General features: G+C 61.7%; 21 protein-coding genes. 5 read left to right on the forward strand and 16 right to left on the reverse strand.

Going from position 1 to position 24,162, the window contains the following annotated elements:
- Positions 1-10: 10 nt before the first annotated feature.
- The 8 genes from ACFQZG_RS03950 to ACFQZG_RS03985 all read right to left on the reverse strand — a co-directional run bounded on the left by ACFQZG_RS03950 (position 11) and on the right by ACFQZG_RS03985 (position 8,804).
- A complete protein-coding gene (locus ACFQZG_RS03950; protein ID WP_378150131.1) occupies positions 11-2,476 on the reverse strand; it encodes a beta-mannosidase in 2,466 nt (821 codons plus the stop codon).
- A gap of 112 nt (positions 2,477-2,588) precedes the next feature.
- On the reverse strand, positions 2,589-3,293 hold the full coding sequence (locus ACFQZG_RS03955; RefSeq protein ID WP_378150133.1) for a YwaF family protein: 705 nt from the start codon (positions 3,291-3,293) through the stop codon (positions 2,589-2,591).
- A gap of 111 nt (positions 3,294-3,404) precedes the next feature.
- On the reverse strand, positions 3,405-4,109 hold the full coding sequence (locus ACFQZG_RS03960; protein ID WP_378150135.1) for a response regulator transcription factor: 705 nt from the start codon (positions 4,107-4,109) through the stop codon (positions 3,405-3,407).
- A complete protein-coding gene (locus ACFQZG_RS03965) occupies positions 4,102-5,505 on the reverse strand; it encodes a sensor histidine kinase (protein ID WP_378150136.1) in 1,404 nt (467 codons plus the stop codon). Before ACFQZG_RS03965 ends, ACFQZG_RS03960 begins: the two co-directional genes overlap by 8 nt.
- A gap of 36 nt (positions 5,506-5,541) precedes the next feature.
- The gene (locus tag ACFQZG_RS03970) at positions 5,542-6,132 is read right to left on the reverse strand and encodes a thymidine kinase (protein ID WP_378150137.1); all 591 of its coding nucleotides are present in this window, start codon (positions 6,130-6,132) and stop codon (positions 5,542-5,544) included.
- Between the two features lie 113 nt (positions 6,133-6,245).
- Positions 6,246-6,911 (reverse strand): SOS response-associated peptidase, encoded by a 666-nt coding sequence (locus ACFQZG_RS03975; protein WP_378150139.1) that lies wholly within the window; start codon positions 6,909-6,911, stop codon positions 6,246-6,248.
- A gap of 76 nt (positions 6,912-6,987) precedes the next feature.
- On the reverse strand, positions 6,988-7,821 hold the full coding sequence (gene nadE, locus ACFQZG_RS03980; protein ID WP_378150141.1) for an ammonia-dependent NAD(+) synthetase: 834 nt from the start codon (positions 7,819-7,821) through the stop codon (positions 6,988-6,990).
- A 143-nt stretch (positions 7,822-7,964) separates the two neighbouring features.
- Entirely contained in the window at positions 7,965-8,804 is an 840-nt protein-coding gene (locus ACFQZG_RS03985; protein ID WP_378150143.1) for a DegV family protein, read from the reverse strand.
- 173 nt (positions 8,805-8,977) lie between these two features.
- Here ACFQZG_RS03985 and rocF point away from each other — a divergent pair, with 173 nt between their 5' ends.
- On the forward strand, positions 8,978-9,928 hold the full coding sequence (rocF, locus tag ACFQZG_RS03990; protein ID WP_378150145.1) for an arginase: 951 nt from the start codon (positions 8,978-8,980) through the stop codon (positions 9,926-9,928).
- 389 nt (positions 9,929-10,317) lie between these two features.
- Here the strand turns inward: rocF and ACFQZG_RS03995 are convergent, their stop codons facing one another.
- From ACFQZG_RS03995 to ACFQZG_RS04010, 4 genes are read right to left on the reverse strand one after another with little or no spacing between them, the layout of a single operon-like run.
- Positions 10,318-11,367 (reverse strand): Gfo/Idh/MocA family protein, encoded by a 1,050-nt coding sequence (locus ACFQZG_RS03995; protein WP_378150146.1) that lies wholly within the window; start codon positions 11,365-11,367, stop codon positions 10,318-10,320.
- A gap of 21 nt (positions 11,368-11,388) precedes the next feature.
- The gene (locus ACFQZG_RS04000; protein WP_378150147.1) at positions 11,389-12,696 is read right to left on the reverse strand and encodes a glycoside hydrolase family 140 protein; all 1,308 of its coding nucleotides are present in this window, start codon (positions 12,694-12,696) and stop codon (positions 11,389-11,391) included.
- Complete coding sequence (locus ACFQZG_RS04005; protein ID WP_378150148.1) at positions 12,693-14,642, reverse strand: D-apionate lactonase family protein; 1,950 nt, start codon at positions 14,640-14,642, stop codon at positions 12,693-12,695. Before ACFQZG_RS04005 ends, ACFQZG_RS04000 begins: the two co-directional genes overlap by 4 nt.
- A gap of 4 nt (positions 14,643-14,646) precedes the next feature.
- Complete coding sequence (locus ACFQZG_RS04010) at positions 14,647-15,522, reverse strand: phosphogluconate dehydrogenase C-terminal domain-containing protein (RefSeq protein ID WP_378150150.1); 876 nt, start codon at positions 15,520-15,522, stop codon at positions 14,647-14,649.
- A gap of 216 nt (positions 15,523-15,738) precedes the next feature.
- Here ACFQZG_RS04010 and ACFQZG_RS04015 point away from each other — a divergent pair, with 216 nt between their 5' ends.
- Positions 15,739-16,572: a sugar phosphate isomerase/epimerase family protein gene (locus ACFQZG_RS04015; RefSeq protein ID WP_378150152.1), complete on the forward strand. Its 834-nt coding sequence runs from the start codon at positions 15,739-15,741 to the stop codon at positions 16,570-16,572.
- 5 nt (positions 16,573-16,577) lie between these two features.
- A complete protein-coding gene (locus ACFQZG_RS04020) occupies positions 16,578-17,210 on the forward strand; it encodes a GntR family transcriptional regulator (protein WP_378150153.1) in 633 nt (210 codons plus the stop codon).
- A 28-nt stretch (positions 17,211-17,238) separates the two neighbouring features.
- On the opposite strand, the gene ACFQZG_RS04025 is transcribed toward ACFQZG_RS04020, so the two are convergent.
- On the reverse strand, positions 17,239-18,351 hold the full coding sequence (locus tag ACFQZG_RS04025; protein ID WP_378150155.1) for a Gfo/Idh/MocA family protein: 1,113 nt from the start codon (positions 18,349-18,351) through the stop codon (positions 17,239-17,241).
- Positions 18,352-18,570: 219 nt separating this feature from the next.
- Positions 18,571-19,419, reverse strand: a complete 849-nt coding sequence (locus ACFQZG_RS04030) for a helix-turn-helix domain-containing protein (RefSeq protein WP_378150157.1) — start codon at positions 19,417-19,419, stop codon at positions 18,571-18,573.
- An 87-nt stretch (positions 19,420-19,506) separates the two neighbouring features.
- Between ACFQZG_RS04030 and ACFQZG_RS04035 the strand changes: the two genes are divergently transcribed.
- The gene (locus ACFQZG_RS04035; protein ID WP_378150158.1) at positions 19,507-20,322 is read left to right on the forward strand and encodes a phytanoyl-CoA dioxygenase family protein; all 816 of its coding nucleotides are present in this window, start codon (positions 19,507-19,509) and stop codon (positions 20,320-20,322) included.
- A gap of 76 nt (positions 20,323-20,398) precedes the next feature.
- Here ACFQZG_RS04035 and ACFQZG_RS04040 read toward each other — a convergent pair whose 3' ends face one another.
- Positions 20,399-21,172 (reverse strand): Cof-type HAD-IIB family hydrolase, encoded by a 774-nt coding sequence (locus tag ACFQZG_RS04040; protein WP_378150159.1) that lies wholly within the window; start codon positions 21,170-21,172, stop codon positions 20,399-20,401.
- A 117-nt stretch (positions 21,173-21,289) separates the two neighbouring features.
- A complete protein-coding gene (pruA, locus tag ACFQZG_RS04045; protein WP_378150161.1) occupies positions 21,290-22,837 on the reverse strand; it encodes an L-glutamate gamma-semialdehyde dehydrogenase in 1,548 nt (515 codons plus the stop codon).
- Between the two features lie 113 nt (positions 22,838-22,950).
- Between pruA and ACFQZG_RS04050 the strand changes: the two genes are divergently transcribed.
- Positions 22,951-24,156 (forward strand): ornithine--oxo-acid transaminase, encoded by a 1,206-nt coding sequence (locus ACFQZG_RS04050; protein ID WP_378150163.1) that lies wholly within the window; start codon positions 22,951-22,953, stop codon positions 24,154-24,156.
- Positions 24,157-24,162 lie beyond the last annotated feature (6 nt).

Here is a 24,162-nt window from a genome sequence, read left to right on the forward strand (position 1 = left end):
CACTCCCGCTTCAATAAGTATCGATCAAGCTCCGAACCTCGAGCCACTCGGCGAATTCGGCGGCGCCCGGGCATTCGGAACCCGTCGGCTTCAACCATTGTACAACTTTGCGGTCGCCGGCGGATAGATCGAAATAGTTGTCGCTGAAGCGCGACTCCCACGGCGCGTCCAGCATGACGTCCTTGGCGAACGCCTCGGCGGTCACCGTGACGGCGAACCGGTCTCCGAGATCCGCGACCTCCGTCCGGATGTTCGGCTGCCGCAGCTCGAGATGCTTCGCCTTCGCGAAGAGCACGCTGCCTCCGCTCACTTCCGCGAAGTCGACCGAGAAGCCGTAGTCCACGTAGAGCTGACGTTTCGATGCCGCCGTGGGCAATCGATCCGCGAAGTCGACTTCTTCGACCAGTCGCGTGCTCAACGCCTCGACATGCACCTGTTGCCCGCCTTCGGCGTAAACCGTCCCCGCCATATCGCGAAGTTGCCACGTCAGCAGTCCCCGAACGTCCGCCATCGTCTCGTTCGTCACGTGGAATGCGACGTGCGTCCCTTCCTCGCACGCGGAAGCGAGCACCGGCGCATAGAACCTGCTGGCGTAATGGTGCAGCGCTTTCCACCGTCCGAAGCTGTCGATGCTCGACCATGAAGCCGTCGGCCAGCAATCGTTCAGCTGCCAATAGAGCGCGCCCATGCAACGGCCGCGATGACGACGCCAATGCTCGACGCCGTAACGCATCGCTTCCGCCTGCAGCAGCTGCGACACGTACGCGAGAGAAGGCATGTCCTTCGGATACTGATAGTTTTCGGACAGGTACGTCAATATTTTCTGATTGCCCGAAGGGTTCTTCTGATGGCTCTCCATCACGTAGGAGAACAGGTTGCGCTCGCCCGGCAGCGTGAACGACTCGATCGTCTTCCGGTCCGGCAGCGATTCGAAGCCGAATTCCGACATGTAGCGGAAGTACGTTTTGCGGTATTCGGTAAAAGGCTTGTTGCCGTGCCAGACGTCCCAGAAGTGGCCGTCGCCGTAATCTTCCCCGTTCGATTCGAACAGATCGCCGCCCGAGGAAGGCGAACCCGGCCAATAGAACGTGTCCGGCGCAAGCTCCGCGACCAGCTTCGGCAAGTCCCGCTCGAAGTAGTTCAAATACGACGTCACGTTCTTCTCCGACTTCTCGATCCGTCCGTCCTCGAAGAACATCTCGATCTCGTTGTTGCCGCACACGAGCCCGAGGCACGCATGGTGATGCAGGCGCCCGATATTATCGGCGACTTCAAGGTTCGCGTTGCGCTTGAATTCGTCGCTAAGCTCATATACGCCGCAAGCGAACATCAAGTCTTGCCAGACGATCATCCCGTACTCGTCGCACAGGTCGTAGAAGTCGTCGCCCGGGTAGTACCCGCCGCCCCACACGCGGATCGTGTTGAAGTTCGCAGCCGCGCAGTCTTGGATCAGACGTTCGGAACGCTCGCGCGTCGCATAGGAGATAATGTTGTCTTCCGGTATATAGTCCGCGCCCATCGAGAAGATCTTAACCCCGTTAATCTGAAAAGCGAACTGCCTGCCCCACTCGTCCGCGTCCGTATTCACGGTCAGCGTGCGAAGGCCGACGCGGTACGTCCGCTCGTCCAGTACGCGATCTCCGCGCGTAAGCCGCACGTTAACTCCGTACAGCGGCTGTTCGCCATAGCCTCTCGGCCACCACAGCAACGGATCCGCGATCTCGATAGCCGCCTCCGCTTGGCCGCCGTTCAACCGCGCGATCGCCTCGTACCGCGCCGAGCCGTCCGGCGACGTTACCGTCACGATCGCTTCGTTCGTCTCCCCGTCGATCTCCTCGCAGCGCAGCGACAGCCGCAGCTTCGCAGAACCGTCCGCATGCTCCTGCCTGAACGTGACGTCGCTCCACCGGGCTTCGGCTATCGCGACGATCTCCACGTCCTTCCAGATGCCGCAGTCCGGCAAGATCGGTCCCCAATCCCACCCGAACATGTAATGCGCCTTGCGCAGGTGCGTGAAACCGTCCACCGTAATGACGTGGCTCCAGATCGGGTTCTCTTCGTGCTTGCGGCGGATGAACTTGAGCGGCGAGCGGAACGCGACGGCGATCTCGTTCGTCCCCGCGACGAGCAGCTCCTTCGCGTCGATCTCGTACGCGCGGAACATATTGTCCGCTGACAAAGCCGGCTTGCCGTTCACCGTCACTTCGGCCAGCGTGTCCAACCCCTCGAACCTCAGCAGCACCTTGCTCGCCGCCAGCAGCTCGGACGTTACCTCGAACGACCGCCGGTATTCGTAATCATCTTCGAACAGCTTCATCGCTTCGTATTCGTTGTCCCGGTAATACGGGTCCTCGATTAATCCGAGTCCGAGCAAGTCGGCGACGAGCGATCCGGGTACGTTGCCCGTCTTCCACCCGTCTTCTCCCGCCCTTCGGAATTGCCATTGACCGTTCAAGCTCAGTCTTGTCACGTCCATCTTCTGCGAGCCCCCTAAACGACGATTCGTGTTTAAACAGTATCTCTCTTATTGTATCGGTTTGAGCCGCGCAAATCAGGAATCGAGATTGCCTATTTACTATTGATTATTGCTATGATTGACGGCGGGTTGCGGCTCCGAGCAGCGCGTCGGCCGCGACGACGAGCCCGAGCAAGGCAGAGCACATGAGCAATGCGACGGCTTCCAGTTCCAGTACGTACCACGGCCACGGCGACAGCAGATCGAGCAGCGAGCCCGCGCTCGGCTTGCGGGCCAGGAACATGAAGTTCGTTCCCGCGATCGCGTTCGTAATCGCCGCCGGCACGGCAAGCGCGTTCAGCCACCCGAACGCCTTGAAAGCCGACGCCGCGGTCGGCCGCCACCCGGTTACCGCCGTCATGTAAACGCCGGCCGCGATAATGGCGCCGTGGGCCAGGAAGAAGTGGAAATACCGGAACGAATAGATCGCGGCGTCCAAGTCCGGCGTAAGCAACGCCTGCAATGCTCCCAGCAATCCTAGGAAGAAGGCGACGTCGTATAGCTTCCGGCTTCGGGTGACGAGCAGCGCCGCGGAAGCCCACACCATCATGCTGCATAGTTGGAACGGGAGGGAATGCAGGCCCCAATTGTCCGTGACCGCGTACCAGACGTAGAGCGAGATTTCGCTGCCGACCAATATCGCGGCCAGCAATGTCCGCGCCGCCTTATCCGCCCTCTCCCGTCTCAGCCGTCTCCGGCCTGCGACGATGCCGATCGCCGGCGCGGCGGCCATCGCGATTCCCCAGCCGTGCGCCCCCGTGAACGCCTCGAACGCCATAAGCCCACTCCCTTGATCCGTCGTTTCTACTAGCCTTCCCACACCTTCATTCTAGGAAAATGGCGCAAAAAAAATAGTACCAACTATTCGTGGTACTACTTCGTCGTCTATTCAGTTAGAGCCGTCCCGACCTTGCGCTCCTTCTCGCTCGCCGTGCAGCAAGCCGAGCTCCTTCGCTTGTCTCGCCGCTTCCTTCGAGCCCGGAGCCTTCAGCTTCTTCAAGATATGGTTGATGTGGTTCTTCACCGTCCGAATCGAGACGACCAACTTATTGGCCATCTCCGATTGCGTATAGCCTCGGTCCACCAGCTCGAGCAATTGCAGCTCGGACGGCGTCAGCTTATCCCGCATCGTCTTCGTCTCGAATTCGCGCTCGATCCTCTTCAGCCTGCGGAACTCCTCGCGCATCCGTTCCGCCGCCGCGGGGCTGATCGGCGATTGGCGACGCGCGGCGGCGCGGATCGCTTCGGGCAAGCTCTCGAAGTCGGACTTGATCTGATAGTCGATCGCGCCAGCCTGGAACGAGCGGAAGATGAACTCCTTCTCTTCCATCGATGTGAGCATGATAACGCGCGCGCCCTTCGCCAGCGCGACTTCCTCCGCCAGGCGAATTCCTTCCGGCGCGCCGTCCAGCATAATGTCCATGAGCACGACGTCCGCTTCTTGCATGCTCGAATCGGCCAGCGCCTCTCTCACTTGTTCCGGCCGCGAGGCGGCGAATACGATCTCGATGTCCGGCAACGCGCTCAAATACGCGGACAAGCCCCGAAGCCAATCCGGATCGTCTTCGACGAACCATAACTTAACGTTATCCATGTATGGACCTCCCCGGCGCAGTTAGACCTTCGGCGGAAGCTTGCAGCGCGCGAACGCTCCGCTTCGGGAACGTAAGCGCGACAATTGTGCCCGATCCGGCTTTGCCTCGAATATGAAGCGAACCGCCGTGCTTGCGTATGACGTGATAAGCATATGGCAAACCAAGACCGAAATTCGCGTCGCCGCGTTTCGTCGTATAGAACGGTTCGAGCGCACGCGCCGCCTGCGATTTATCCATGCCCGGACCGGAATCGCGGACTTCCAGCGACAGCTCCCGCTTCGTCGCCCGCAGCGCGATCTCCAGCGTTCCTTCGCCGGCCATCGCTTCGATGGCGTTCGAGACGACGTTATTGATCGCTTCCCCCACTTGCGCGGCGTCCAACCGGCATTGCCAACCTGCCGGAACATCCATTCGAAGCGCGATCTTGCCGAGCTTCGGCTCGTGGGAACGCACGACGCGTTCGATTAATTCGCCGAGATCGGTTTCGGCCGGCCGGAGGACGAGATCTTCCGTCCGCCTGTGAACCCGGGCGATCATCTCTTGAATGTGACGCGACGCGTTCAATACCGCTTGGACGTCATCCAGCAGCTCCGGTTGGCCGGTCGATTCCGCATATGCCTTCATCTTCTCGCCGAACAGCCTCATTTTCCCCACGTCGTTCTTGATTGCATGGTGAAGAATCGCCGTGCCCGACGTGACCGCCCGCATCGTCGAATCGAGCCTGCGCCGATCGATGAGCACGCGCACGCCGAGGAAGCCGTACGTGAATAGCCCGCCGAAGAACACGGCGACGCCGATGCCGACGAACCACGTGTTGAACCGCCACATCTCCCGCATGCCTAAGCTCGGCAGAATATAGCTAACGACCATCGCGAACAGGGCGGGCGGCAATACCGCGAGGCAGATGATCCAATGCGCCCGGGAACGCGCGTAATGCCGGGACGGCTTCGTCACAATCGCCCAGGCGCCGATCGCGAAATGCGGAATCGCCCACCAGACGATCGCTTCGAACGTTACGGGTTTGCTCTCGCTGTAGAACGGGGTGAATAGCACGAATCCCGCGATCGGCAGCAGCAGCGCTAACGATGACCACCGATCGAACGACGCGGGAAGCCGAATCGGCCGGTAAGCCATAGCGAACAAGAGGAACGCGTACGGAACGCCGTAATAACACGTTACCGACGAGATCGCCTGTACGTCGTATAAAACCCGACCGAACGAGCTTGCCGCTTCCGAAGACAACGACGGAATGACGACGTTGGCGAGCGTCGCCGCGCAAGCGCCCGCCCCTCCCGAGAACGCAAGCAAGCCGAGCCGCCGATTGACCGGCGATCTCGGCTCCGACAGCCATACGATCAGGGCTACTGCCCATAATGCGATCCACACGAACAGCATCCGTAGACTCCTTCGTTACGAGGCGCCGCCGCAAGCCTACTGCGGCTTGAACGCGTTATTGTAGCACCGCCGGCATACCGGCTTGTAATCTTCGTTGCCGCCGATGTGGATCTGCTCGCCTTCGTTGACGGGGACGTCGTCGCGGAAACGAATGACCATCGTCGCCTTGCGATCGCAGTACCAGCAGATCGTCTTGATCTCTTCGATCTTGTCGGCTTGGATGAGCAAGTTGTAGCTTCCCTCGAACAGCTGGTTCTGGAAGTCGTTCTTCAACCCGAACGCCATGACCGGAATGCCGAGCTCGTCCACGACGCGGGTCAGCTCCAGCACCTGCCGCTTGTTCAGGAATTGCGCCTCGTCGACGAGAACGCAATAGATGCGCTTGTTGCCTTGGCCCGTCTCGTGCGTCCGGACGCTCTCGTACAAATTCGTATTCGCGTCGACCGGGATGGCCGGACGCGACATGCCGACGCGCGACCCGACTTGGTCGACGCCGCCTCGCGTATCGATCGACGGGGTGAAAATAATGACGGGCTTCCCTTGTTCTTCGTAATTATGGGCGACCTTGATAATCTCGAAAGACTTGCCGCTGTTCATTGTGCCGTATTTGTAATATAACTGCGCCAACGGGTTCCCTCCATGCGTTGATGTTCCCCCATTATACATGACAATCCGGGAATGCTGGAATAGAAAAAAGCCGCCCCGATTCCAATATCGGGACGGCGGCTTATAGAGACGTCTTATCCCCTCACCAGCGGGTAATCCGGCAACAGCTCGGCGATGAAATCCGGCGTCTCCAGCGCCATGCTCTCGACGAGCGGCGTGACCGGGTACGCGTGGAAGTCGGCTCTCGGCAGCCCGCGAAGCATTCCGATGAGCCGGTCGATCCGGTTCTCCTTCGGATCGAGCCACTCGTCCATCCCGTCGCGGTCCAGCACGAGCGGCAGCGCATGGTCGGTGCCGAACGCGTTGTCCCCCGTGATGACGGTGCACATCGGATATTCGTTCTTCTCCGAATCGAGCCACACGTCGTACAAGCCCGGCAACGCGAACGTCCGGCGATCGCCGTGAACGACCCGCCAAGCGCGCTTGATTTTCCCTTCTTGCTTCCAGATGTAGAACCCGCTGCACGGAAGGACGCATCTCTTCTTCTTCAGCATCGTCCCCAAATACGGCTTGTCGCCGAGAGAATCCAAGCTCGTGTTGACGGAGCTCTTGCCCCAATACGGCATCAGCCCCCACCGCTGCTGCTTCAGGATGAGCTCTTCGCCCGTCCGCTCGATGACCGGAATGAGCTGCGTCGGCGAGATATTATACCGCCGGTTATACGGGATATGCACGCTGTCGATCCCGAATTCGACCGTTAAATCCGATAACTCCGCCGTTAATGAATAGCGGTTGCACATACAGATCAGCCCACGCTTCCCGAAGTTGATTTCGGGTTAGCGTGTGCCGATCGCAGGTAAATTATGCGAGCGCTGGTCAACCTTGCTTCCACCAGTCGTCGTACGGCGTCACCGGACCTTGCCGCTTATGCTCGGACGCCTTATACCGTTGCTCGATTAGCCTCTTCGCTTCCTCGGGCACAGCCTTCAGCTCCAAGTAATCGTCCAATTGCTCGTACGTGACGCCGAGCGCCGTCTCGTCCGGCAAGCCGGGCTTCTCCTCCTCCAAGTCCGCCGTCGGCACCTTCTCGTACAGATGCTTCGGGCAGCCGAGCAGCTTCAGCAGCGCTCTTCCCTGCCGCTTGTCGAGACCGTAGAGCGGAGCCAAGTCGCACGCGCCGTCGCCGTGCTTCGTGTAGAAGCCGGTAATCGCCTCCGCCGCGTGATCCGTTCCGAGTACGAGCAGCCGATAATGCGCGCCGAGATCGTATTGCGCTTTCATCCTCTCGCGAGCCTTCACGTTGCCTTTCAGAAAATCGCTCAGCCGCTCCCCCGTCGCCTGTTCGAACGCGGCGACGGACGCGTCGACCGCAGGCTTGACGTTCACCGTGACCGCTCGCGTCGGCCCGATGTATCGGATCGCGTCCTGCGCGTCGCTCTCGTCCCTCTGAACACCGTAGGGCAACCGCACCGCGAGGAACGTATAGCCCGCATCCGGAGAAGCGGCGTTCAGCCCGTCGACCGCCAACTGCGCCAGCTTGCCCGCCAGCGTCGAGTCCTGACCTCCCGACATGCCGAGCACGAAGCCCTTGGCTCCCGCGCATACGACGTAGTCTTGCATGAATTTCACGCGCCGATCGACTTCCTCCGCTTCGTCGATGCGGCTAGACGCATGTAGACGCGCCGCGATCGCCTCTTGAACGCTTGACACTTGCGATCCGCTCCTTATCCGTTGGAATAGACAGTTCCGCACTGTGCGTATTGTCCCGCGGGCGAATCGGCTTATACCCTGCCGGGAATAAAAATAAGCCTCGGCGTCCGAAGACGGCCGAGGCGAACGCGAGCGAGCGCGCGTTAGTCCGCGTAATACATGAAGCCGATCGCGCCGGGCCCCGTATGCGTCGTAATGACCGGGGTAGCGGGCCTAACGGTCACCGGCGCGGAGGTGAACTTGGCGATCTGCTCGGTCAGCTTCTGCGCGAGCGGCAAGTTGTCCGCATGGGAAATGCCGATGCCGCGAACGGTTTTGCCCGCGATATCCTGTTCGAACCGCTCGATGAGCGTCTTGATCACCTGGGACATGTTGCGCACGCGAGCGATCGGCGTGTACACGCCTTTGTCGAGCATCGCGATCGGCTTAATGCTCAGCAGCGACCCGATCCATCCGGCCGCTTTGCCGATACGGCCGCCCTTGATCAAGTTGTCCAGCGTGTCCACGACGACGAGCAGCGACGTCTGGGTCAGAACTTCCCTCAGCCTCGCCAAGATCTCTTCCGCGGACCGTCCATCGCGGGCCATCTTGGCCGCTTCGATCACTTGGAAGCCTAGCGCTTGCGAGATCATCTGGGAGTCGACGACTTCGACGCGGCTGTCCGACATCTCCGCGGCGAGGCACGCGGCATTATACGTGCCGCTCAGTCCGCTCGTCATATGGATGGAGATGATCGTGTTTCCTCCTGCGCCGAGCCGGTCGTACAGATCGACGAACGCGCCGACGGGCGGCAACGACGTTTTGGGGAGCTCGGAAGCTCCCTTCATTTTATCGATGAATTCGAGAGGGGTAATCGTTACGTTATCCAGGTAGGTTTCCCCGTCCACGTACACCGAGAGGGGAATCACTTCTATGTCGTATTTCTTGATCAGCTCCGCCGGGAGGTCTGTCGTCGAGTCGGTTACGATCTTAATAGCGCTCATGAGGTCACCTTCTAGTCGAGTAAGAACCTTCCTATTATACCCGGTCCGATGGCAAAAGAAAATCCGCGCCCCGATAAGGCTGTCCATCGTCGAGCGAGTCGCGGATTCGTGTTAAAATAGGAGTATCCGACGGAGCCGACATCGGCATTACTCGCAAGGAAGGGGCTCACGCCATGACTGCACCTAAAGAGATCGCGATACTGAGCGTGCCTTTCGATCTGGGCGCGGGGCGACAGGGCGCGAGCGGCGGACCCGCCGCCGTATGGAACGCGGGACTCGAGTCGAGGCTGCGCGCTCTCGGCATCGCGTTCGAGAATGCGGGCATCGTCCGGGCGGACGTTCCGGATTCGACGGACTCGACAGACTCGACGGACGAGACGGGCTCGACGAACGAGGCAATTCCATCGTCTCCGAAGCTTAAGCATCTCGCCGAGGTCGTCGCGGTGAACGAATCGCTCGCGGCGCGCGTGTCCCGCGTCGTCGAAGCCGGCCGATTCCCGCTCGTGATCGGCGGCGACCATAGCATCGCGATCGGTTCGATCGCCGGCATCGCGCCGCACTACCGGAATCTCGGCGTCATCTGGATCGACGCCCACTCCGATCTCAATACGCCCGAGTCTACCGAATCGGGCAACATACACGGCATGTCGCTGCGGGTAAGCCTCGGCGAAGGCGACGAACGGCTCACGCGCATCGGCGGCGAGGCGGCGAAGATCAAGCCCGAGAACGTCGTGCTGATCGGCGCCAGGTCGCTGGATCCCGGAGAGAAGGCCTATATTAAATCGCGCAACATCACTTGTTTCACGATGCACGACGTCGATCGCAGAGGAATGAGCCAGGTGATCGAGGAAGCGATCCGCATCGCCGGTGCCGGCACGGACGGCGTTCATCTCAGCTTCGACATCGACAGCGTCGACCCCGGCGTCGCGCCCGGCACAGGCACGCCCGTCCAGGGCGGACTCAGCTACCGCGAAGCGCATCTCGCGCTGGAGATGCTGAACGAATCGGGCATCGTCACCTCAGCCGAGTTCGTCGAACTCAGCCCCGCGCTCGATGCGGGAAGCAAGACGACCGAATTGACGCTGGAGCTTATCGGTTCGCTGCTGGGCGAACGGATCTTATAGGCATTCGGATAAGGCGAAGGGGCTGTATGAGAAGTCATGATCGGATGACTTCTCGTACAGCCCCTTAGGGTTGATACGGATGTATGCGGCTTTCAAGCTTATTGCGGAAGTACCGTTGTGCCTCGGCTGACATGAACACGATATTTCATGCTTATATAAATATGGCTGACGTTAATCCGTCATTCTATTCGAAATATCGCTTTTATTCGGCGCGCAACGGCAAATATGGAAAATTATACGTGAAAAACCATATACGATTACCCCGCATCAGATAGACTGCGTAAATCTATACGAATAATCGAATACATGCAAGAGCCCGGTGCTACGCAATTGCTCTCAAGATGGAGATAACCGGACATTAGCAGCAAAAGGACACCTACGCTAAAGCTTTACCCGCCGAACGTGACCGGCATATGCTTCTCCGCGCTTTCGTAGACGCCGAACGCGAGTCGCAGCGTCTCGACGTTGTCCGCGCCGCCGGTCTGGAACGGCGCGCCCGACCGAAGGCTGTCGATGAAGTGAGACTGCAGCCGGTAATGGCTCTCCTCGTGATCGAGCTCGTGCGGCGGAAGCAGCTCCTCCTCCGAGGCGCCGTCCTTGCCGACGAACGTCAAGCGCCCGTCCGTGTACAGCTTGAGGCTGCCCTCCGAGCCGTCGATGACGAGCTGCTCTAGGTGCACCGGTCCGACGGTTTCTCCGAGCGGAAGATCGAGCCGCTGGCGCGTCGCCCAGCTCATGTCGAGGAAGCCGTAGAAGCCGTCGTAGCCGAGCACGACGATGCCGGAGTCGTCTCCTTGCACGTGAGGACTGACGGACAGCGTCTCCGCGTACAGCCGCTTCGGCATGCCGAACAGGAAGCGCCACGTATCGAACCAGTGCACGCCCATCTCGTAGAACAGTAACCGCGGCATGTCCCGGAAGAACGGCTGCGGAAGCTCGACTCCAGGGGCCATGCGCGGCGTGTAGTAATCCGAATGCACGTAACGGGCGACGCTCGGTTTGCCCAATCGGCCTTGCTCGAGCACCTGCTTAGCCGTCTGGAACCTCTGCAGCCACCGCCAGTTTTCCGTGACCATCAACCGCACGCCCGCCGATTCGGCAGCGGCCACCATCGCTTCCGCGTCCTCGATATTCGTCGAGAACGGCTTCTGGCACAGGATCGCTTTGCCTGCGGCCGCCGCCTTGCGTACGAATTCCAAGTGCGTCTCCGGCCCGGTCACGATGTCGACGACGTCGATATCCCCTTCGCTCAGCATCTCGTCCAGGCTCGCGTAACACCTCGATTCGGGCACGCCGTACCGGGCAGCCTTGCGCAGCAGCTTCTCGCGGCTGCGGTTGCAGAGCGCATGAACGCGGACGTTCGGAATGCGGTTCCACGCCTGCAGATGTTTGTCCGACCACCATCCGGTGCCGACGAGTCCGACTTTAATCGTCTCCATGCCTCGCTCTCCTCCTTGCGCTTATTGTTGCCCGTCGAGCACGAGCACCCAGTCGCTGCCGCGGGCGGCGAGCGGCGGCACGTATACCGTCGTTCCTTCGTTCGCGCGAACGTCGATCGCGGACGTCTCGCCCGTGCGCGGATCGTACCACGAAGCAGCCACCTTGCTGCCTTCGATTACGCCGAGCCGAACGCCGATCGGCAGCCCGTTCGGCGAATAGATGAACGCGTACCGTTCGCCGCGCGTCGCGGTCATGTAATTGGCGCCCGCATAGTTGCTCTCCAGCAGGCTTTGATCCGGCACCCGCTCGAGGAACGGACGGGATTCGATCAGCGCGCGGACATGCTGCATCTGCGCCGCGCCCGGACGCAGGATGGCGTTCTGCCACGTCATAATGAAGTAATCCGCGGGCTCCGTCGTCATCGACCAGATCGAATGGTGGCCGTACGTATGGCCGAAGGCGCCGGCGAACACCGCGTAATAGGCGGCCTTGCGAACGTCGGCTTCGTCGAAGTAGCCGTTCGGCGCGTGGAACCCGATCGGATGGTCCTCGTAGCACGGCTCGCCGTCGAGCGTCGGCTTGACCGGCTGCAACCCGTAATCGGCGGTCACGAACGAGTAGTTGTCGCGCTTGTCCCCGTGACCGGACTGGATCATGTTGAAGTCGAGCCAATCTTCCTCGTGGACGTGATGGGAGGACGTCTGGTTGCCCGGCGGATGGAACGTCATCAGGTGATTGCGTCCGACCGCCTCGCGAACGCCTTCCGCCATCGCCTGCACGACCTCGAAATGCCGGCGTTTCGTCAGCGGACGATCCCCGTTCATGACCCAGATAACGTTCGGACGGTCGCGGTATCGTTCGCCGATCCACTTGCCGAATACGCGCGCGTTGCCGGAATCGAACACTTCCGGCCCTTTGCCCCATGCCATATAGAATTTATCGCCCCAAGTCGGCAGCAGCGCGACGTACATGCCCAGCTCCTCCGCCTTCCCGATGACGTAATCGACGTGATCCCAGTAGGAATACCCTCCCGGCCCGGCGTCCGTATCCGGTTGCGTCGGATCGAAGCCGCCCGCTCCGTCCGCTCGCAGCGGCAAGCGTCCGTATGCGTTCGGAACGGTCAGCCCCTCGAGTTCCGCCAGAGCGACCGCTTGGATGACGTTGAACTTGCGCTCCGCGCGGTTGACCAAGTATAGCTCGGCTTCTTCTCGGTTCAGCTTATGGAACAGCTCCCAAGCCGTATCTCCTAGCCAGAAGAACGGCGTGCCGTCCGAGTGGACCACAAACCTGCGATTGTCGCTCACTTGCAATTGCCATGGCTTGCTCATGTTCGAGCCTCCTCATCCCTATGTTCGTCTTCTATCATAAAATCGATGATCGCTATCGCGTACGGCAGCAACCGTACCTTCAGACCGCCGTCCGCCTCGTCGACCGAGCACGCCGACTCGCGCGTGGCGAATCCCGCCGCGCGATCGCGTTCCAGCTCCGTTTCGTCGAGCATGCGCAACGGACCCGCGCGCCTGCACGGCGGCAACAACAGCTTCGCCTCCGGCGCTTCCGCCGTCTTGTTCGCCAGCCATAAGCGGGCGGCGCTTCCGCTGCGCAGGACAAACGCGTCCACGCCGGGCGGAGCGCCGATCGTCGCGAGCGGCGTCGCGTCCTTGAACGGCGCGAACGACCGCAGCAATTGATAGGCGGGCGTCGGCGGGTCTCCGACTTCCGGCACGATGCCGAGCGGCCCCGTCGTCGCGAAGTAAGTCGCTGCGGATGCTCCTCCCGCCGTAAGCGCCCTTATGCTCCCGAGCAGCCACGCCGCGCCGAACAGCGCATGCTGCCTCGGGTCGTATGCCGAGAGCGAATCTTCGGCATCCCCGTCGCCGCCCGTCGCCACCGGATTATAACGTTGCTTGAACGTGACCGGCCCGACGCGAACCGGCTTGCCTGACGCGAGCCGTACGGCGTTCGCCGTCGTCGCGGACTGCGCCTCGAGCGTCTCCATGACCGACTCGCGGTCGAAGGCGTGAACTTGCGGACTGATCGCATAGCCTACCTCGTCGATATGCGCCGACGGCAGACCGGAGCGGTTCAACTCCGCGAAGTGCGCGCGGGTTCCGCCGCCGATCCGGAAGTTCGCGCCGAGCCGCTGCCGCTCTCGCGCCAGCAGCATAGCGGCTTCCTCGCACACGACGTGCGTCCGCCGGTCGAAGGCGTACGCCGCGACTTCCGTGTTGCCGGCTGCCGCGAGACGGGACGCGAATCGCGCGACAGTCTCCTCCGAGTACGCTCCCGCGACGGCTTCGATGACGATGCCGACGCGCAGCCGCTCGCATTCGGCGAGCGCGACGCCGAGCCGCTCCGGCCAGTCTTGCCCGTCCAAGTCCAGCTCGGCATGCAGGTGCGCGAGCGGCAGCTTCGCGATCGCCTGCGCGGCGGCGTCCGCCATTCGCTCGATCGGCCTCGCCAACGCAACCCCCAGCGCGGGCATCGCGCCTTGCGGGATCGTCGTCACGCGAAGCGTCGTCGCGGCGGCTTCGTCATCTCCGGTACTACCCGAGGCGGCACCCGGAGCGTCAAGCGCGCCGGTTATCATTAACGTCACCCGCTGCGAGACCCGCTCGCCTTGCCGGACGGTAACCGGGAACGGCAGCGCCAGCGGCGTGCCGTACGTCTTGAACGACGCGTCCGTCCAGTTGCGCTGATCCTCCATCTCGAAAGTCTCGCCTTCGAATGCGATACGCAAGCCTACGCCCGGCGCCGGCTCGTAAGCGAGGGCCCGAATGCCGCATAACGGCTGGTGCGGCGAGATCGCGACAGGAAAAACCGTCAGAGCGTCGCCCGTCTCGGTGTCCGCGGTCAGCGCGATGCCGGCATGCGACATCGGGTGCAGCACGCAGAAGCCGATCCGGTTGCGCTCGAAATCGCGATCCGCTTGCCCCTCCATGCCGAACCTAAGCTCTCCGGAGGCATCGCCTTCGATGATGCCGTCCCAATGGAACGCGATGTCGCCTTCCCGGTGGACGGCCCGGAACGACACTCGGAACGCATCGTCCGTCTGCCGAACGTCCAACCCTCGCAGCACGGCCGGCACCGTCCCCCAGTTCCGGTCGCGGACGGCGCCGTACAAGCCGCGGACGAGCTCGACGCCCGCCCATCGGATCGAGCGCAGGCCGCCCTCTTCCAGAATCGCGGTCAACGCGCCGGCTTGCAACACGATGCGCGTCGGCGACAGGACGGCCTCCCCGTACCGGAGCGCCGCGGCTCTTAACGCGTCCATCCCGTTACGCTCCTTGCTCGTCGCCCGCGGCGTCGATCCGGTCGTCCAGATGGAGCATCCGTCGCAGCACCTCGTCCATCGATGCCTTCGTGAACACTTGCTTCCAGTCGGGGCGAATGATTTTCTCATAGCCGTATTGTATCGCGATTTGCGCGGCGTCGGAGAACGGATTCGTGCCGTTGAAGACGATGTTGAGCGGAATTTGAACGTGGCCGAGCATAAACGCGCGAGCCGCTTCCTCCGGCACGCCGAGCTTGATCGTCTCGTCCAGCGCTTCCTTCATGAGCGAAGCGGCCATGGCCGCCACCACTTCGGCCATCGCCGGTTCCATGATCGCCATCTGCTCCACCGTGACGCGATGGCACTTCACGACCGGAGAGAACATGCGGATGCAGATCCGTTCCGCGGCTTCGAATCGCGCCTGCTCGCCTTGATGCAGCGCGATGACGATGTCCTGCTTGGCGGCGATGCCGCCGAATACGTCCGCCCGCTCTTCCGGCGTATTCAGCTCGCCGAACAAAGGCGGATGGCACGGATGCGTCACGACGAACGTGCAGTCGTCGCGCGCCTCCAGCTGTCCCGCGTACGCGGCCGCCGGATCGAGCGTAATGAGCGTCGCGCCCGGCTTCATCAGCGGAACGAGCGCCTTGGAGATCGCGCCGATCAGCGCGTCCGGCACCGCCATGACGATGTAATCCGCTTGCGGAACCGCTTCTTCGTTCGGCGTCACGTCCAGCCCTTTGGCCCGGATGCGCGCGATGCCGTGCTCCGTATGCTCGCATAGCAGCAACCGGTCGTCGCCTTTGGAGAGATTGTCGATGATCCGGCCGCCCATTTTGCCGCCGGCCCCGATGAGCGCGATCGTCGTCTTCTCACTCATGTATCGTTCACCTTCTCTAATAGAATGGTTTGCTCGCAGCCTTCGATTACCGACCGGACGCGAGGTCGTATCGCTTTCACCAGCACTATATCACGGCATTTTCACGATGTCTACACAATATATTCAAATGGTATACCAAATAAATTTATAATATTGCCTTATCGGCGCAAGGAAGGTAGACTAAGGAAAAATACGATTACGACGGGGGAAAACGGAATGCAATGGGGAATCGGATCGTACTCGCTCGCTTGGAACGTCGGCGTGCCCGGATACGACAAGCCCGCGCGGCCAGTGACCGCGATGGGGCTGCTAGAGCTCGCGCGCGAATACGGCGTCGGGATCGTACAGTACGCGGACAACATGCCGCTCGGCGGGTTGGCGGGAGACGAACTCGATCGGCTTGCCGCGCAAGCGAAGTCATGGGGAATCGCGCTGGAGCTCGGCACCAGGGGGACGTCGCCCGACCTGCTGCTTCGCGAGCTGGACATCGCGTCCCGCATCGGCTCCCCGATCCTGCGGACGCTCATTACGGAAGCCGATCTGGACGTCGCGCGGTCGCACATCCGGACGGTGCTGCCCGAATTGGAGAGCCGCGGCATAACGCTGGCCGTCGAGAACCACGGCTTGCATACGACGAAGCAACTGAGCGGGCTGTTCGATTCGCTCGGTTCGGCATACGTCGGCTGTTGCCTCGACACCGTCAATTCGTTCGGCGCGCTCGAAGCGCCGGATACGGTCATTCGCGCGCTCGTCCCGTACATCGCGAACTTGCACCTCAAAGATTTCGACGTCAAGAGAATCGATCACCAGATGGGATTCGTCGTGACCGGTACGGCTACCGGCGCGGGCAGGCTCGACATGGACCTCCTGTTCGCGGAGCTGGACGCGCGCGATAAGCGGCCGACGGCCATCGTCGAGCTGTGGGTGCCTTACGCCGGAACCGTTGAAGACACTTGCCTTCTGGAGCGCGAGTGGCTCGACGCGAGCATCGCGTACATGCGAACGAAGCTAGCCAAGCCATCCAATTCAAGCAGAAACGAGCGTGCGTAAATCCAATGGCCTTAACTTTGAAGGAAAAAGCCTATCACGAGATGAAGCGAATGATCCTGGACGGCACGTATAAACCGAGCGACTTCCTGACCGAGCGGGCGCTCGTGGAGCTGCTCGGCATGAGCCGGACGCCCATCCGTTCCGCGCTCGAACGGCTCGACGTCGAAGGCATCATCAATTACATTCCGAACAAGGGACTCGTCATCGCGGAAATGTCCATCGAGCGCGCGGTCGATATCTATGACTACCGGGCGGCGCTCGAATCGCACATCGTGAAGAGGCTGGCGAGCCGCGGGCTTCCCCAGCAAGAGACGGCATGGCTCGAAGCGAACTTGGCCGAGCAGCTGGCCTGCGCGGAAGCGCAGGATTCCGCCGGCTTCACGGAAGCCGACGCGCGGTTCCATGCGCGGCTCACCGAAATTTACGGCAACAAGGAGATGATTCTCGCGATGGAGCAGTTGCAGGACAAGCTGTATCAAATCGCGATGAAGGTGCTGCGCAAGGACGGCTCCCGTATCCGCGTCTCTTACGAAGATCACTTGAAGCTGTACGAGGCGATCCGGAAGGGCGACGCGCAAGAGGCCGAGCAACTGCTGCTCGACCACTTGGAGTTCGGTAAAAGAATTCTGGTATCGTAGCAAGGTCTTAGCAAGGTCAGCCCCTGCTCTATCCCCACGTCCCTACGTCTATCGTCTCCGCGACCGGCGCCGGACGCTCGAAGCGGCTCTCGATCGAGACGTGGCGTCCCTCCTGCGAGCTCTTGACGATCGCGTGCATCACCTCGAGGGAATGGTAGGCCAGTTCGCCGTTAGCTCGGTGCGCGCCGCCGCCGATAATCGCCCGCGCCATGTCCGCGACGCCGGCACCGCGCGAATCGTCGTTCATCGGATGCGCGGCCGCCACCGCCTCTTTCGCGTACGTGGACGCCCGGAACAGCGTCACGTCGCCGCCGAACATGTTCGGATCGTTCATCGTCAGGATGCCTTCCGTCCCGTACACCTCCAGCCTCGGATGGTAACCGAAGCTGCCGTTCGTCGCCGTCACGCTCGCGACGAGCCCGCTCGCGAAGTCGAGCACGCCGGTCACGTTCGTCGGCGATTCGACGACGAACGATTGGCCGAGCTTCGGCGACTGCGGATTACGGATGACGATCTCGGCTTCCGGCGTCTGAGCCGAGCCGGATACGCGCGTCACCGGTCCGAAGATCGAGGCGAGCGCGGCGACGTAGTAGGGCCCGAGATCGAGCAGCGGCCCGCCGCCCTTGCCGAGGAACGCTTGCGGGTTCGGATGATCGTAGTCGGCCGGGCCGACCATGACGATGAGCGCGTGCGCGTGAAGCGGCTTGCCGATGGCGCCCTCGTCGATCAGCTTCCGGCACGTCTGAAGCCCTCCGCCGAGGAACGTATCCGGCGCCCCTCCTACCCTAAGCCCTTTGTCGCGCGCGAGCGCCAACACTTCCGCCGCTTCCTCCAGCTCGACGGCGAACGGCTTTTCGACATATACGTGCTTACCCGCCCTTAACGCCGCCATGTTCAACGGACCGTGTCCTTTCGGGTTCGTCAAGTTGACCACGATCTCGATCTCTTCGTCGGCGAACAGCTCGTCAGGGGTATAAGCGAACGGAATCCCGTATTTGTCCGCCTGCTTGCGCGCCGCCTCCGGCATGAGGTCGGCCACCGCCTTCACCTCGACGATGCCGCCGAACAGACCGGTTAAGTTTTTCAAGTAGATATTGCTGATGACGCCGCAACCGATAACGCCGACAATGACTTTTCTCATGAATGAATGCTCCTTCGCGCCGAGCGCCGATGCTGAAACCAAGCGGTTAGACGAACCTGATCCTAATCCGAGTATAGCGGACATTCGGTCGCGCGCGAGATAGAGGCAAGTCATGCGCAAGGGGGAAAATCGTAAAGAAACACCGGCTCGGCGCGGCCGCTGGCGCTCGCGTCATGCCGGTGCTCCTATGAGGGACTGTTCCAACCGGTCGGTCAGCCCTCAATTCGGCGAGCCGGACCGGTAAGTCCTCGGGCTGACGCCGTACTCTTTGCGAAACTGCTCCGCGAAGTGGTTATAATTGTTGAACCCCGCCTCTTCCGCCGCTTCGCTCGCCGTGAGTCCGCGATGGCCGAGGAGAAGCGCCGCCTTTCGGACGCGCATGCGGTTCACGTGCGTGAGCATCGTGACGCCGGTCTCCTGCTTGAACAGATGGGACAACCGCGACGGCGACAAGCCGATCTCCCTCGCCACGTCATCGACGCGGATCTCCGTCTTCAGCGACCGGTTCAGCAGTTGCAGCGCGAGCTCGATCCGCGGGTCGATCGGTTTGTCGAGCCGTCTCGCGAGTAGCAGCAGCACTTCGCGAATCGCGTTCTCGCACAACTGCCGCCATAGGCCGGACCGTTCCAGCGAATCGTGCAGCACGTTGCGGAACGCCCGTTCGACCCGCTCGCGCACGTGTCCTTCCGGCAACGGCTCGATGTGGACCTCTTCTTGAGGCAAATAGTCGTTTTCCGGTAGTCCGGGATAATGGATCCAGAGAAACTCCCAGCGCTTGCCCTTCACCGTGCCGTACTCGTGAGGCACCTCCGGGCGCAGCAAGCCGACTTGTCCCTCGCCGCACACCGACTCGCCCCCGGGCGTGCGGAAATAGCCTTCTCCGCTAATCGTATAAACGATCAGCCAATCCGACATGCCGTTCTTGCGCCGGTGGCCGTAGTCGTCCCCTTCGTCGTAATAATCCCCGAATATTGCTTCGTGCCAATGCGGTTCTCGCCTACCGTCCGCCATATCTCTCATCGCGCCTCCGTCTTGATCATCCGTCCGCAGCAGAATTCCGTTAATCATTAGCAGCAATGTTACTTCCTCTACGATAAGGAACGAGGTAAGCTGATGTCAATAAGCAACCATACATTCGCGAAGGGGAATCGAACGATGACGAACACGAAGACGTATCGCGCATTGACGGAGGAACAGATCGCCAGCTTCGAGACGAACGGATATTTGATCGTCAAGGGCTTGTTCGACGAATCGAATTTGCAGGAGATCGATACGACGTTCGAGGAGATAAGCCATACGCCCGTTCCGGGCTACTTCGAACCGGTTATCGACGGGGAGACGACCGACCCGCTGAAGCGGTATCCGCGTGTCATGCACCCGCACCGCTACAATGACGTAGCCATGAAATATATGCTGCACAAGCCCGTCTTGGACGTGCTCGCCGATCTGTACGGCGAAGAGGCGCTCGCCGCTCAGAGCATGTTCTATTACAAGCCGCCGGGCTCGCGCGGACAAGCGCTTCACCAGGACAACTTCTATCTGCAGGTCGATCCGGGCAACTGCATCGCGGCATGGACCGCCGTGGACGCGGCGGACGAGGAGAACGGCGGCCTGCTCGTCGTGCCGAAGACGAGCGACTATGCGATCGTCTGCCCCGAGCTCGCGGACTCGAACGAATCGTTCACGACGCATTACGTGAAGCCCCCGAAGGAAGAGAAGGCGATTCCCGCCGTCATGGACCGGGGCGACGTGCTGTTCTTCAACGGCAACCTCATTCACGGTTCGTATCGCAACAAGTCGAAGGACCGGTTCCGCCGGGCGTTCATCTGCCATTACGCGAACGAGTCGGCGACGCACATTAACACGCACTATCGACCACTGTTCCGCGCGGACGGCACGCCCGTCGATCTCGAAGAAAGCACCGACGGCGGCCCTTGCGGCGTCTCCTTCGAGGTCGCGTATCCTCACTAAGCCGCTCCCGTAACGAGTACAAAAAAAGGACGATGCGCCGACTATCGGCGCATTGTCCTTTTCCGCGTTCCGTCCCCTACAGCAAGCCCGCGTACACGAGCCCGTTCCGAACGCCGCCCTCTTCGACTCTCGTCGTGACGTAATCCGCGAACGGCAGCAGCTGCTCGTGCGAATTGCCCATCGCGATGCCGAGGCCGACCAGCTCCAGCATCTCCTTGTCGTTCAAGCCGTCGCCGAACGCGACCGCCTCCTCCTTCGCGATGCCGAGCGTCTTCAGCAGCGCTTCGATGCCGTCCGCCTTCGAGCCGCCCGAAGTGAGCACGTCCATCGCGTTCCGGTGCCAACGGACGAACCGCAAGTTCGGCAGCTCGCCCGGGTACGCGTGCTCCTCGTGGCTCTCGCAATGCAGGAACACCTGGTAGACGCCGTCCGTCCTCCAGAAATCCGTGCGAACCTCCGGATGACGGACCTTGAGCGACTCGACCGAGTCGAACACGGCCGTATGTCCCTCTTCGCTCGCGTAGTAATTATGCTTGCCTTCGAAGACGAGCGGATGCCCGCTCTTCGACGACAGCTCGACGAGACGTTCCAAGTCGGCGAGCGGAATCGTCCGCTCGTATATTTCTTCGCCCTTGTAGACGACGTAAGCGCCGTTCAGGCACACCCACGATTCGATGCCGAGCTGCTCCGCGATCGGCTGGAAGAAGTACGGCGCGCGTCCCGTCGCGATGACCGGTTCGACGCCGCTCGCTTTCAGCTTGCGGATCGCGTCGATCGCGTCCTCCGGTATTCGTTTCTCCTCGTCCAGCAGCGTTCCGTCAATGTCGAAAAACACGATTTTGTAAGCCATGATAAGAGCCTCGTTTCCTTTCTGCCGGTAAGCAGTCGTTGCTCTCTATCATCGTATAATTCGCGCGCGCTGTAAACCTATGAATCCCGAAAATTCGACAAAGGATCGTCGTTATCGTCACATCCGCTCCGCGACGACTTTCGCCTGCAGGAACAATTGCAAGTAATCGCGGCCGCCCGCCTTGGAGTCGGTGCCGGACATATTGAAGCCGCCGAACGGATGCGCCCCGACGAGCGCGCCCGTGCACTTGCGGTTGAAGTACAGATTGCCGACGTGGAACGATCGGCGCGCCAGCTCCAGATGCTCGCGGCTGCGCGAGATGACCGCTCCCGTCAGGCCGAACTCGGTATCGTTGGCGATGGCGAGCGCCTCCTCGAAGCTGCGGGCTTTCATGAACGCGACGACGGGACCGAAAATCTCCTCCTGCGAGATGCGCGCTTGGCTATCGACCCCTTCGATAATCGTCGGTTCGATGAAGAAGCCTTGCGGATTGCCGCTCTTGCCTCCGTGAACGAGCCGGCCTTCGCCCCGGCCGACCTCGATGTACGCCAGAATCCGCTCGAACGCCGCGCGGTCGATAACCGGCCCGATCGCGGTCGACAGGTTGCGGGCGTTGCCGATCGTCAGCCGCTTCGTCTTCTCGACGACGCGGGCCAGCACTTCGTCGTATACGCGCTCATGGACGATCGCCCGGGAACAGGCGGAGCACTTCTGCCCCGAATACCCGAAGGCCGAAGCCACAATCGCGTCGGCCGCAAGCTCGAGATCGCAATCGTCGTCGACGACGATGCCGTCTTTGCCGCCCATCTCCGCGATGACCCGCTTGATCCACTTCTGTCCGGTCGAAGTCTTCGCCGCCCGTTCGTTAATGCGCAGGCCGACTTCCTTCGAGCCGGTGAACGCGACGAACCTCGTCAACGGATGCTCGACGAGATAGTCCCCGATCTCCCCGCCCGGCCCCGGCAAGTAGTTCACGACGCCGTCCGGAACGCCAGCGTCCTCGAGCAGCCGCACGAACTTCGCCGCGACGACGGGCGTCGTGCTCGCGGGCTTCAAGACGACCGTATTGCCCGCCGCGATCGCAGCCGACGTCATGCCCGCCATGATCGCGAGCGGGAAGTTCCACGGCGGAATGACGATGCCGACGCCCAGCGGAACGTAGGTCAGCTCGTTGTGCTCCCCCTCCAAGCGCGTCAAAGGCTGCGGTCCGCCGAGCCGCTCGATCTCCCGGCCGTAAAATTCCAGGAAGTCGATCGCCTCCGCCGTATCTCCGTCCGCTTCCGCCCACGTCTTGCCGGCCTCGTAGACGAGCCATGCGGAGAACTCGTGCTTGCGGCGCCTCAACATCGCCGCCGCCTTGAACAACAATCGCGCGCGCGCCTCCGGGCTCGTCAGCTTCCACGTCCCGAACGCCTCCGCAGCCGTTCGGACGGCAAGCTCCGCAAGCTCTTGATTGGCCATGCACGCGTGGCCGACCGCTTGATCGAAGAACGACGGGTTCAGCGATGCCAGCGTTCGCGAGGTCGCGATCCGCTCGCCGCCGATCACGAGCGGACAGGTGAGCCCGAGCTCGGATTCCACGAGCTGCAGGGCGTTCTCGAACGCGGCCTTGTTGTCGGGCTTGGAGAAATCGGTGAACGGTTCGTTGCGAAATGGCGTCATCATCGTCGATCTGCTCCCTTCGATATCGACATGAACGGCTATGCTTCAGCATATGCGCGCGATGGGTGGGACGGAAACAACCGACGGTTAATAAAATAACGCAAGGGGGTATCCGCATGAATCCGCCCGTTAATAGATCCGATGAATGGATCGCGAAAGCCGACAGGTTCGGCGCGCGCAACTACGACCCGCTGCCCGTCGTCATCGCCCGCGCGGAAGGCGCATGGGTATGGGACTCGGAAGGCAAACGGTACATCGACATGCTCAGCGCTTACTCGGCGGTCAACCAGGGGCACCGCCACCCGGCGATCATACGGGCGCTCGTGGAGCAAGCCGACAAGGTGACGCTGACGTCCCGCGCGTTCCATAACGAGCAGCTCGGGACCTTATACGAGAAACTCGCCAAGCTGACGAACAAGACGACGATTCTTCCGATGAACACCGGCGCGGAGGCGGTCGAGACGGCGATCAAAGCCGCTCGCCGCTGGGCGTACCGGCATAAGGGCGTCGCCGGGAACGACGCCGAAATCATCGCGTGCGAGGGCAATTTCCACGGGCGGACGATCACGATCACTTCGTTCTCCTCCAATCCGGACTATCGGGACGGCTTCGGTCCGCTCACCCCGGGATTTCGCGTCGTTCCTTACGGCGATCCGGAAGCGCTGCGCGCCGCGATCACGCCGAATACGGCGGCATTCCTCGTCGAGCCGATCCAAGGCGAAGCCGGCATCGTCATCCCGCCTCCGGGTTACTTGCGCGAGGCCAAGCGAATATGCGAGGAGAACGGCGTCCTGCTGATCGCCGACGAGATCCAGACCGGGTTCGGCCGTACGGGAGAGCTGTTCGCCTGCGACCGCGAAGCCGTCGTGCCCGACGTCTACGTGCTCGGCAAGGCGCTCGGAGGCGGCGTCTATCCGGTATCCGCGGTAGCGGCCGACCGTGACGTGCTCGGCGTCTTCGAGCCCGGCTCGCACGGCTCGACGTTCGGCGGCAACCCGCTCGCCTGCGCCGTCGCGATCGCGGCGCTGGACGTCGTCGAATCGGAGCGTCTCGTCGAACGTTCGCGCGAGCTCGGCGATTATATGCTGGATCGTCTGCGGCAGCTTCGCAGTCCGCTCGTCCGGGAAGTCCGCGGAGCCGGCCTGTTCGTCGGCATCGAGCTGACCGTTCCGGCCAGGCCGTATTGCGAGCGGCTCATGAAGCTCGGATTGCTGTGCAAGGAAACGCACGCGCATACGATCCGGCTCGCTCCGCCGCTTATCGTCTCTCAGGATCAGTTGGATGAAGCCATTGCGGCTATCGAGTACGTGTTGCCGTTCTAAGGAAGG

Origin of the sequence: Cohnella sp. GCM10027633 (genome assembly GCF_042675445.1) — a bacterium.
Classification (GTDB): Bacteria; Bacillota; Bacilli; order Paenibacillales; family Paenibacillaceae; genus Cohnella.

What these genes read in the sequence shown, in the direction of transcription:
- ACFQZG_RS04020 (WP_378150153.1), top strand. Translation starts at nt 16,578, where the DNA reads ATGGCCTTAACTTTGAAGGAAAAAGCCTATCACGAGATGAAGCGAATG.
- ACFQZG_RS04035 (WP_378150158.1), top strand. Translation starts at nt 19,507, where the DNA reads ATGACGAACACGAAGACGTATCGCGCATTGACGGAGGAACAGATCGCC.
- rocF (WP_378150145.1), top strand. Translation starts at nt 8,978, where the DNA reads ATGACTGCACCTAAAGAGATCGCGATACTGAGCGTGCCTTTCGATCTG.
- ACFQZG_RS04015 (WP_378150152.1), top strand. Translation starts at nt 15,739, where the DNA reads ATGCAATGGGGAATCGGATCGTACTCGCTCGCTTGGAACGTCGGCGTG.
- ACFQZG_RS04040 (WP_378150159.1), bottom strand. Translation starts at nt 21,172, where the DNA reads ATGGCTTACAAAATCGTGTTTTTCGACATTGACGGAACGCTGCTGGAC.
- pruA (WP_378150161.1), bottom strand. Translation starts at nt 22,837, where the DNA reads ATGATGACGCCATTTCGCAACGAACCGTTCACCGATTTCTCCAAGCCC.
- ACFQZG_RS04030 (WP_378150157.1), bottom strand. Translation starts at nt 19,419, where the DNA reads ATGATTAACGGAATTCTGCTGCGGACGGATGATCAAGACGGAGGCGCG.
- ACFQZG_RS03975 (WP_378150139.1), bottom strand. Translation starts at nt 6,911, where the DNA reads ATGTGCAACCGCTATTCATTAACGGCGGAGTTATCGGATTTAACGGTC.
- ACFQZG_RS03965 (WP_378150136.1), bottom strand. Translation starts at nt 5,505, where the DNA reads ATGCTGTTCGTGTGGATCGCATTATGGGCAGTAGCCCTGATCGTATGG.
- ACFQZG_RS03955 (WP_378150133.1), bottom strand. Translation starts at nt 3,293, where the DNA reads ATGGCGTTCGAGGCGTTCACGGGGGCGCACGGCTGGGGAATCGCGATG.
- ACFQZG_RS04050 (WP_378150163.1), top strand. Translation starts at nt 22,951, where the DNA reads ATGAATCCGCCCGTTAATAGATCCGATGAATGGATCGCGAAAGCCGAC.
- ACFQZG_RS03985 (WP_378150143.1), bottom strand. Translation starts at nt 8,804, where the DNA reads ATGAGCGCTATTAAGATCGTAACCGACTCGACGACAGACCTCCCGGCG.
- ACFQZG_RS04010 (WP_378150150.1), bottom strand. Translation starts at nt 15,522, where the DNA reads ATGAGTGAGAAGACGACGATCGCGCTCATCGGGGCCGGCGGCAAAATG.
- ACFQZG_RS03995 (WP_378150146.1), bottom strand. Translation starts at nt 11,367, where the DNA reads ATGGAGACGATTAAAGTCGGACTCGTCGGCACCGGATGGTGGTCGGAC.
- ACFQZG_RS04025 (WP_378150155.1), bottom strand. Translation starts at nt 18,351, where the DNA reads ATGAGAAAAGTCATTGTCGGCGTTATCGGTTGCGGCGTCATCAGCAAT.
- ACFQZG_RS04000 (WP_378150147.1), bottom strand. Translation starts at nt 12,696, where the DNA reads ATGAGCAAGCCATGGCAATTGCAAGTGAGCGACAATCGCAGGTTTGTG.
- ACFQZG_RS03960 (WP_378150135.1), bottom strand. Translation starts at nt 4,109, where the DNA reads ATGGATAACGTTAAGTTATGGTTCGTCGAAGACGATCCGGATTGGCTT.
- ACFQZG_RS04005 (WP_378150148.1), bottom strand. Translation starts at nt 14,642, where the DNA reads ATGGACGCGTTAAGAGCCGCGGCGCTCCGGTACGGGGAGGCCGTCCTG.
- ACFQZG_RS03950 (WP_378150131.1), bottom strand. Translation starts at nt 2,476, where the DNA reads ATGGACGTGACAAGACTGAGCTTGAACGGTCAATGGCAATTCCGAAGG.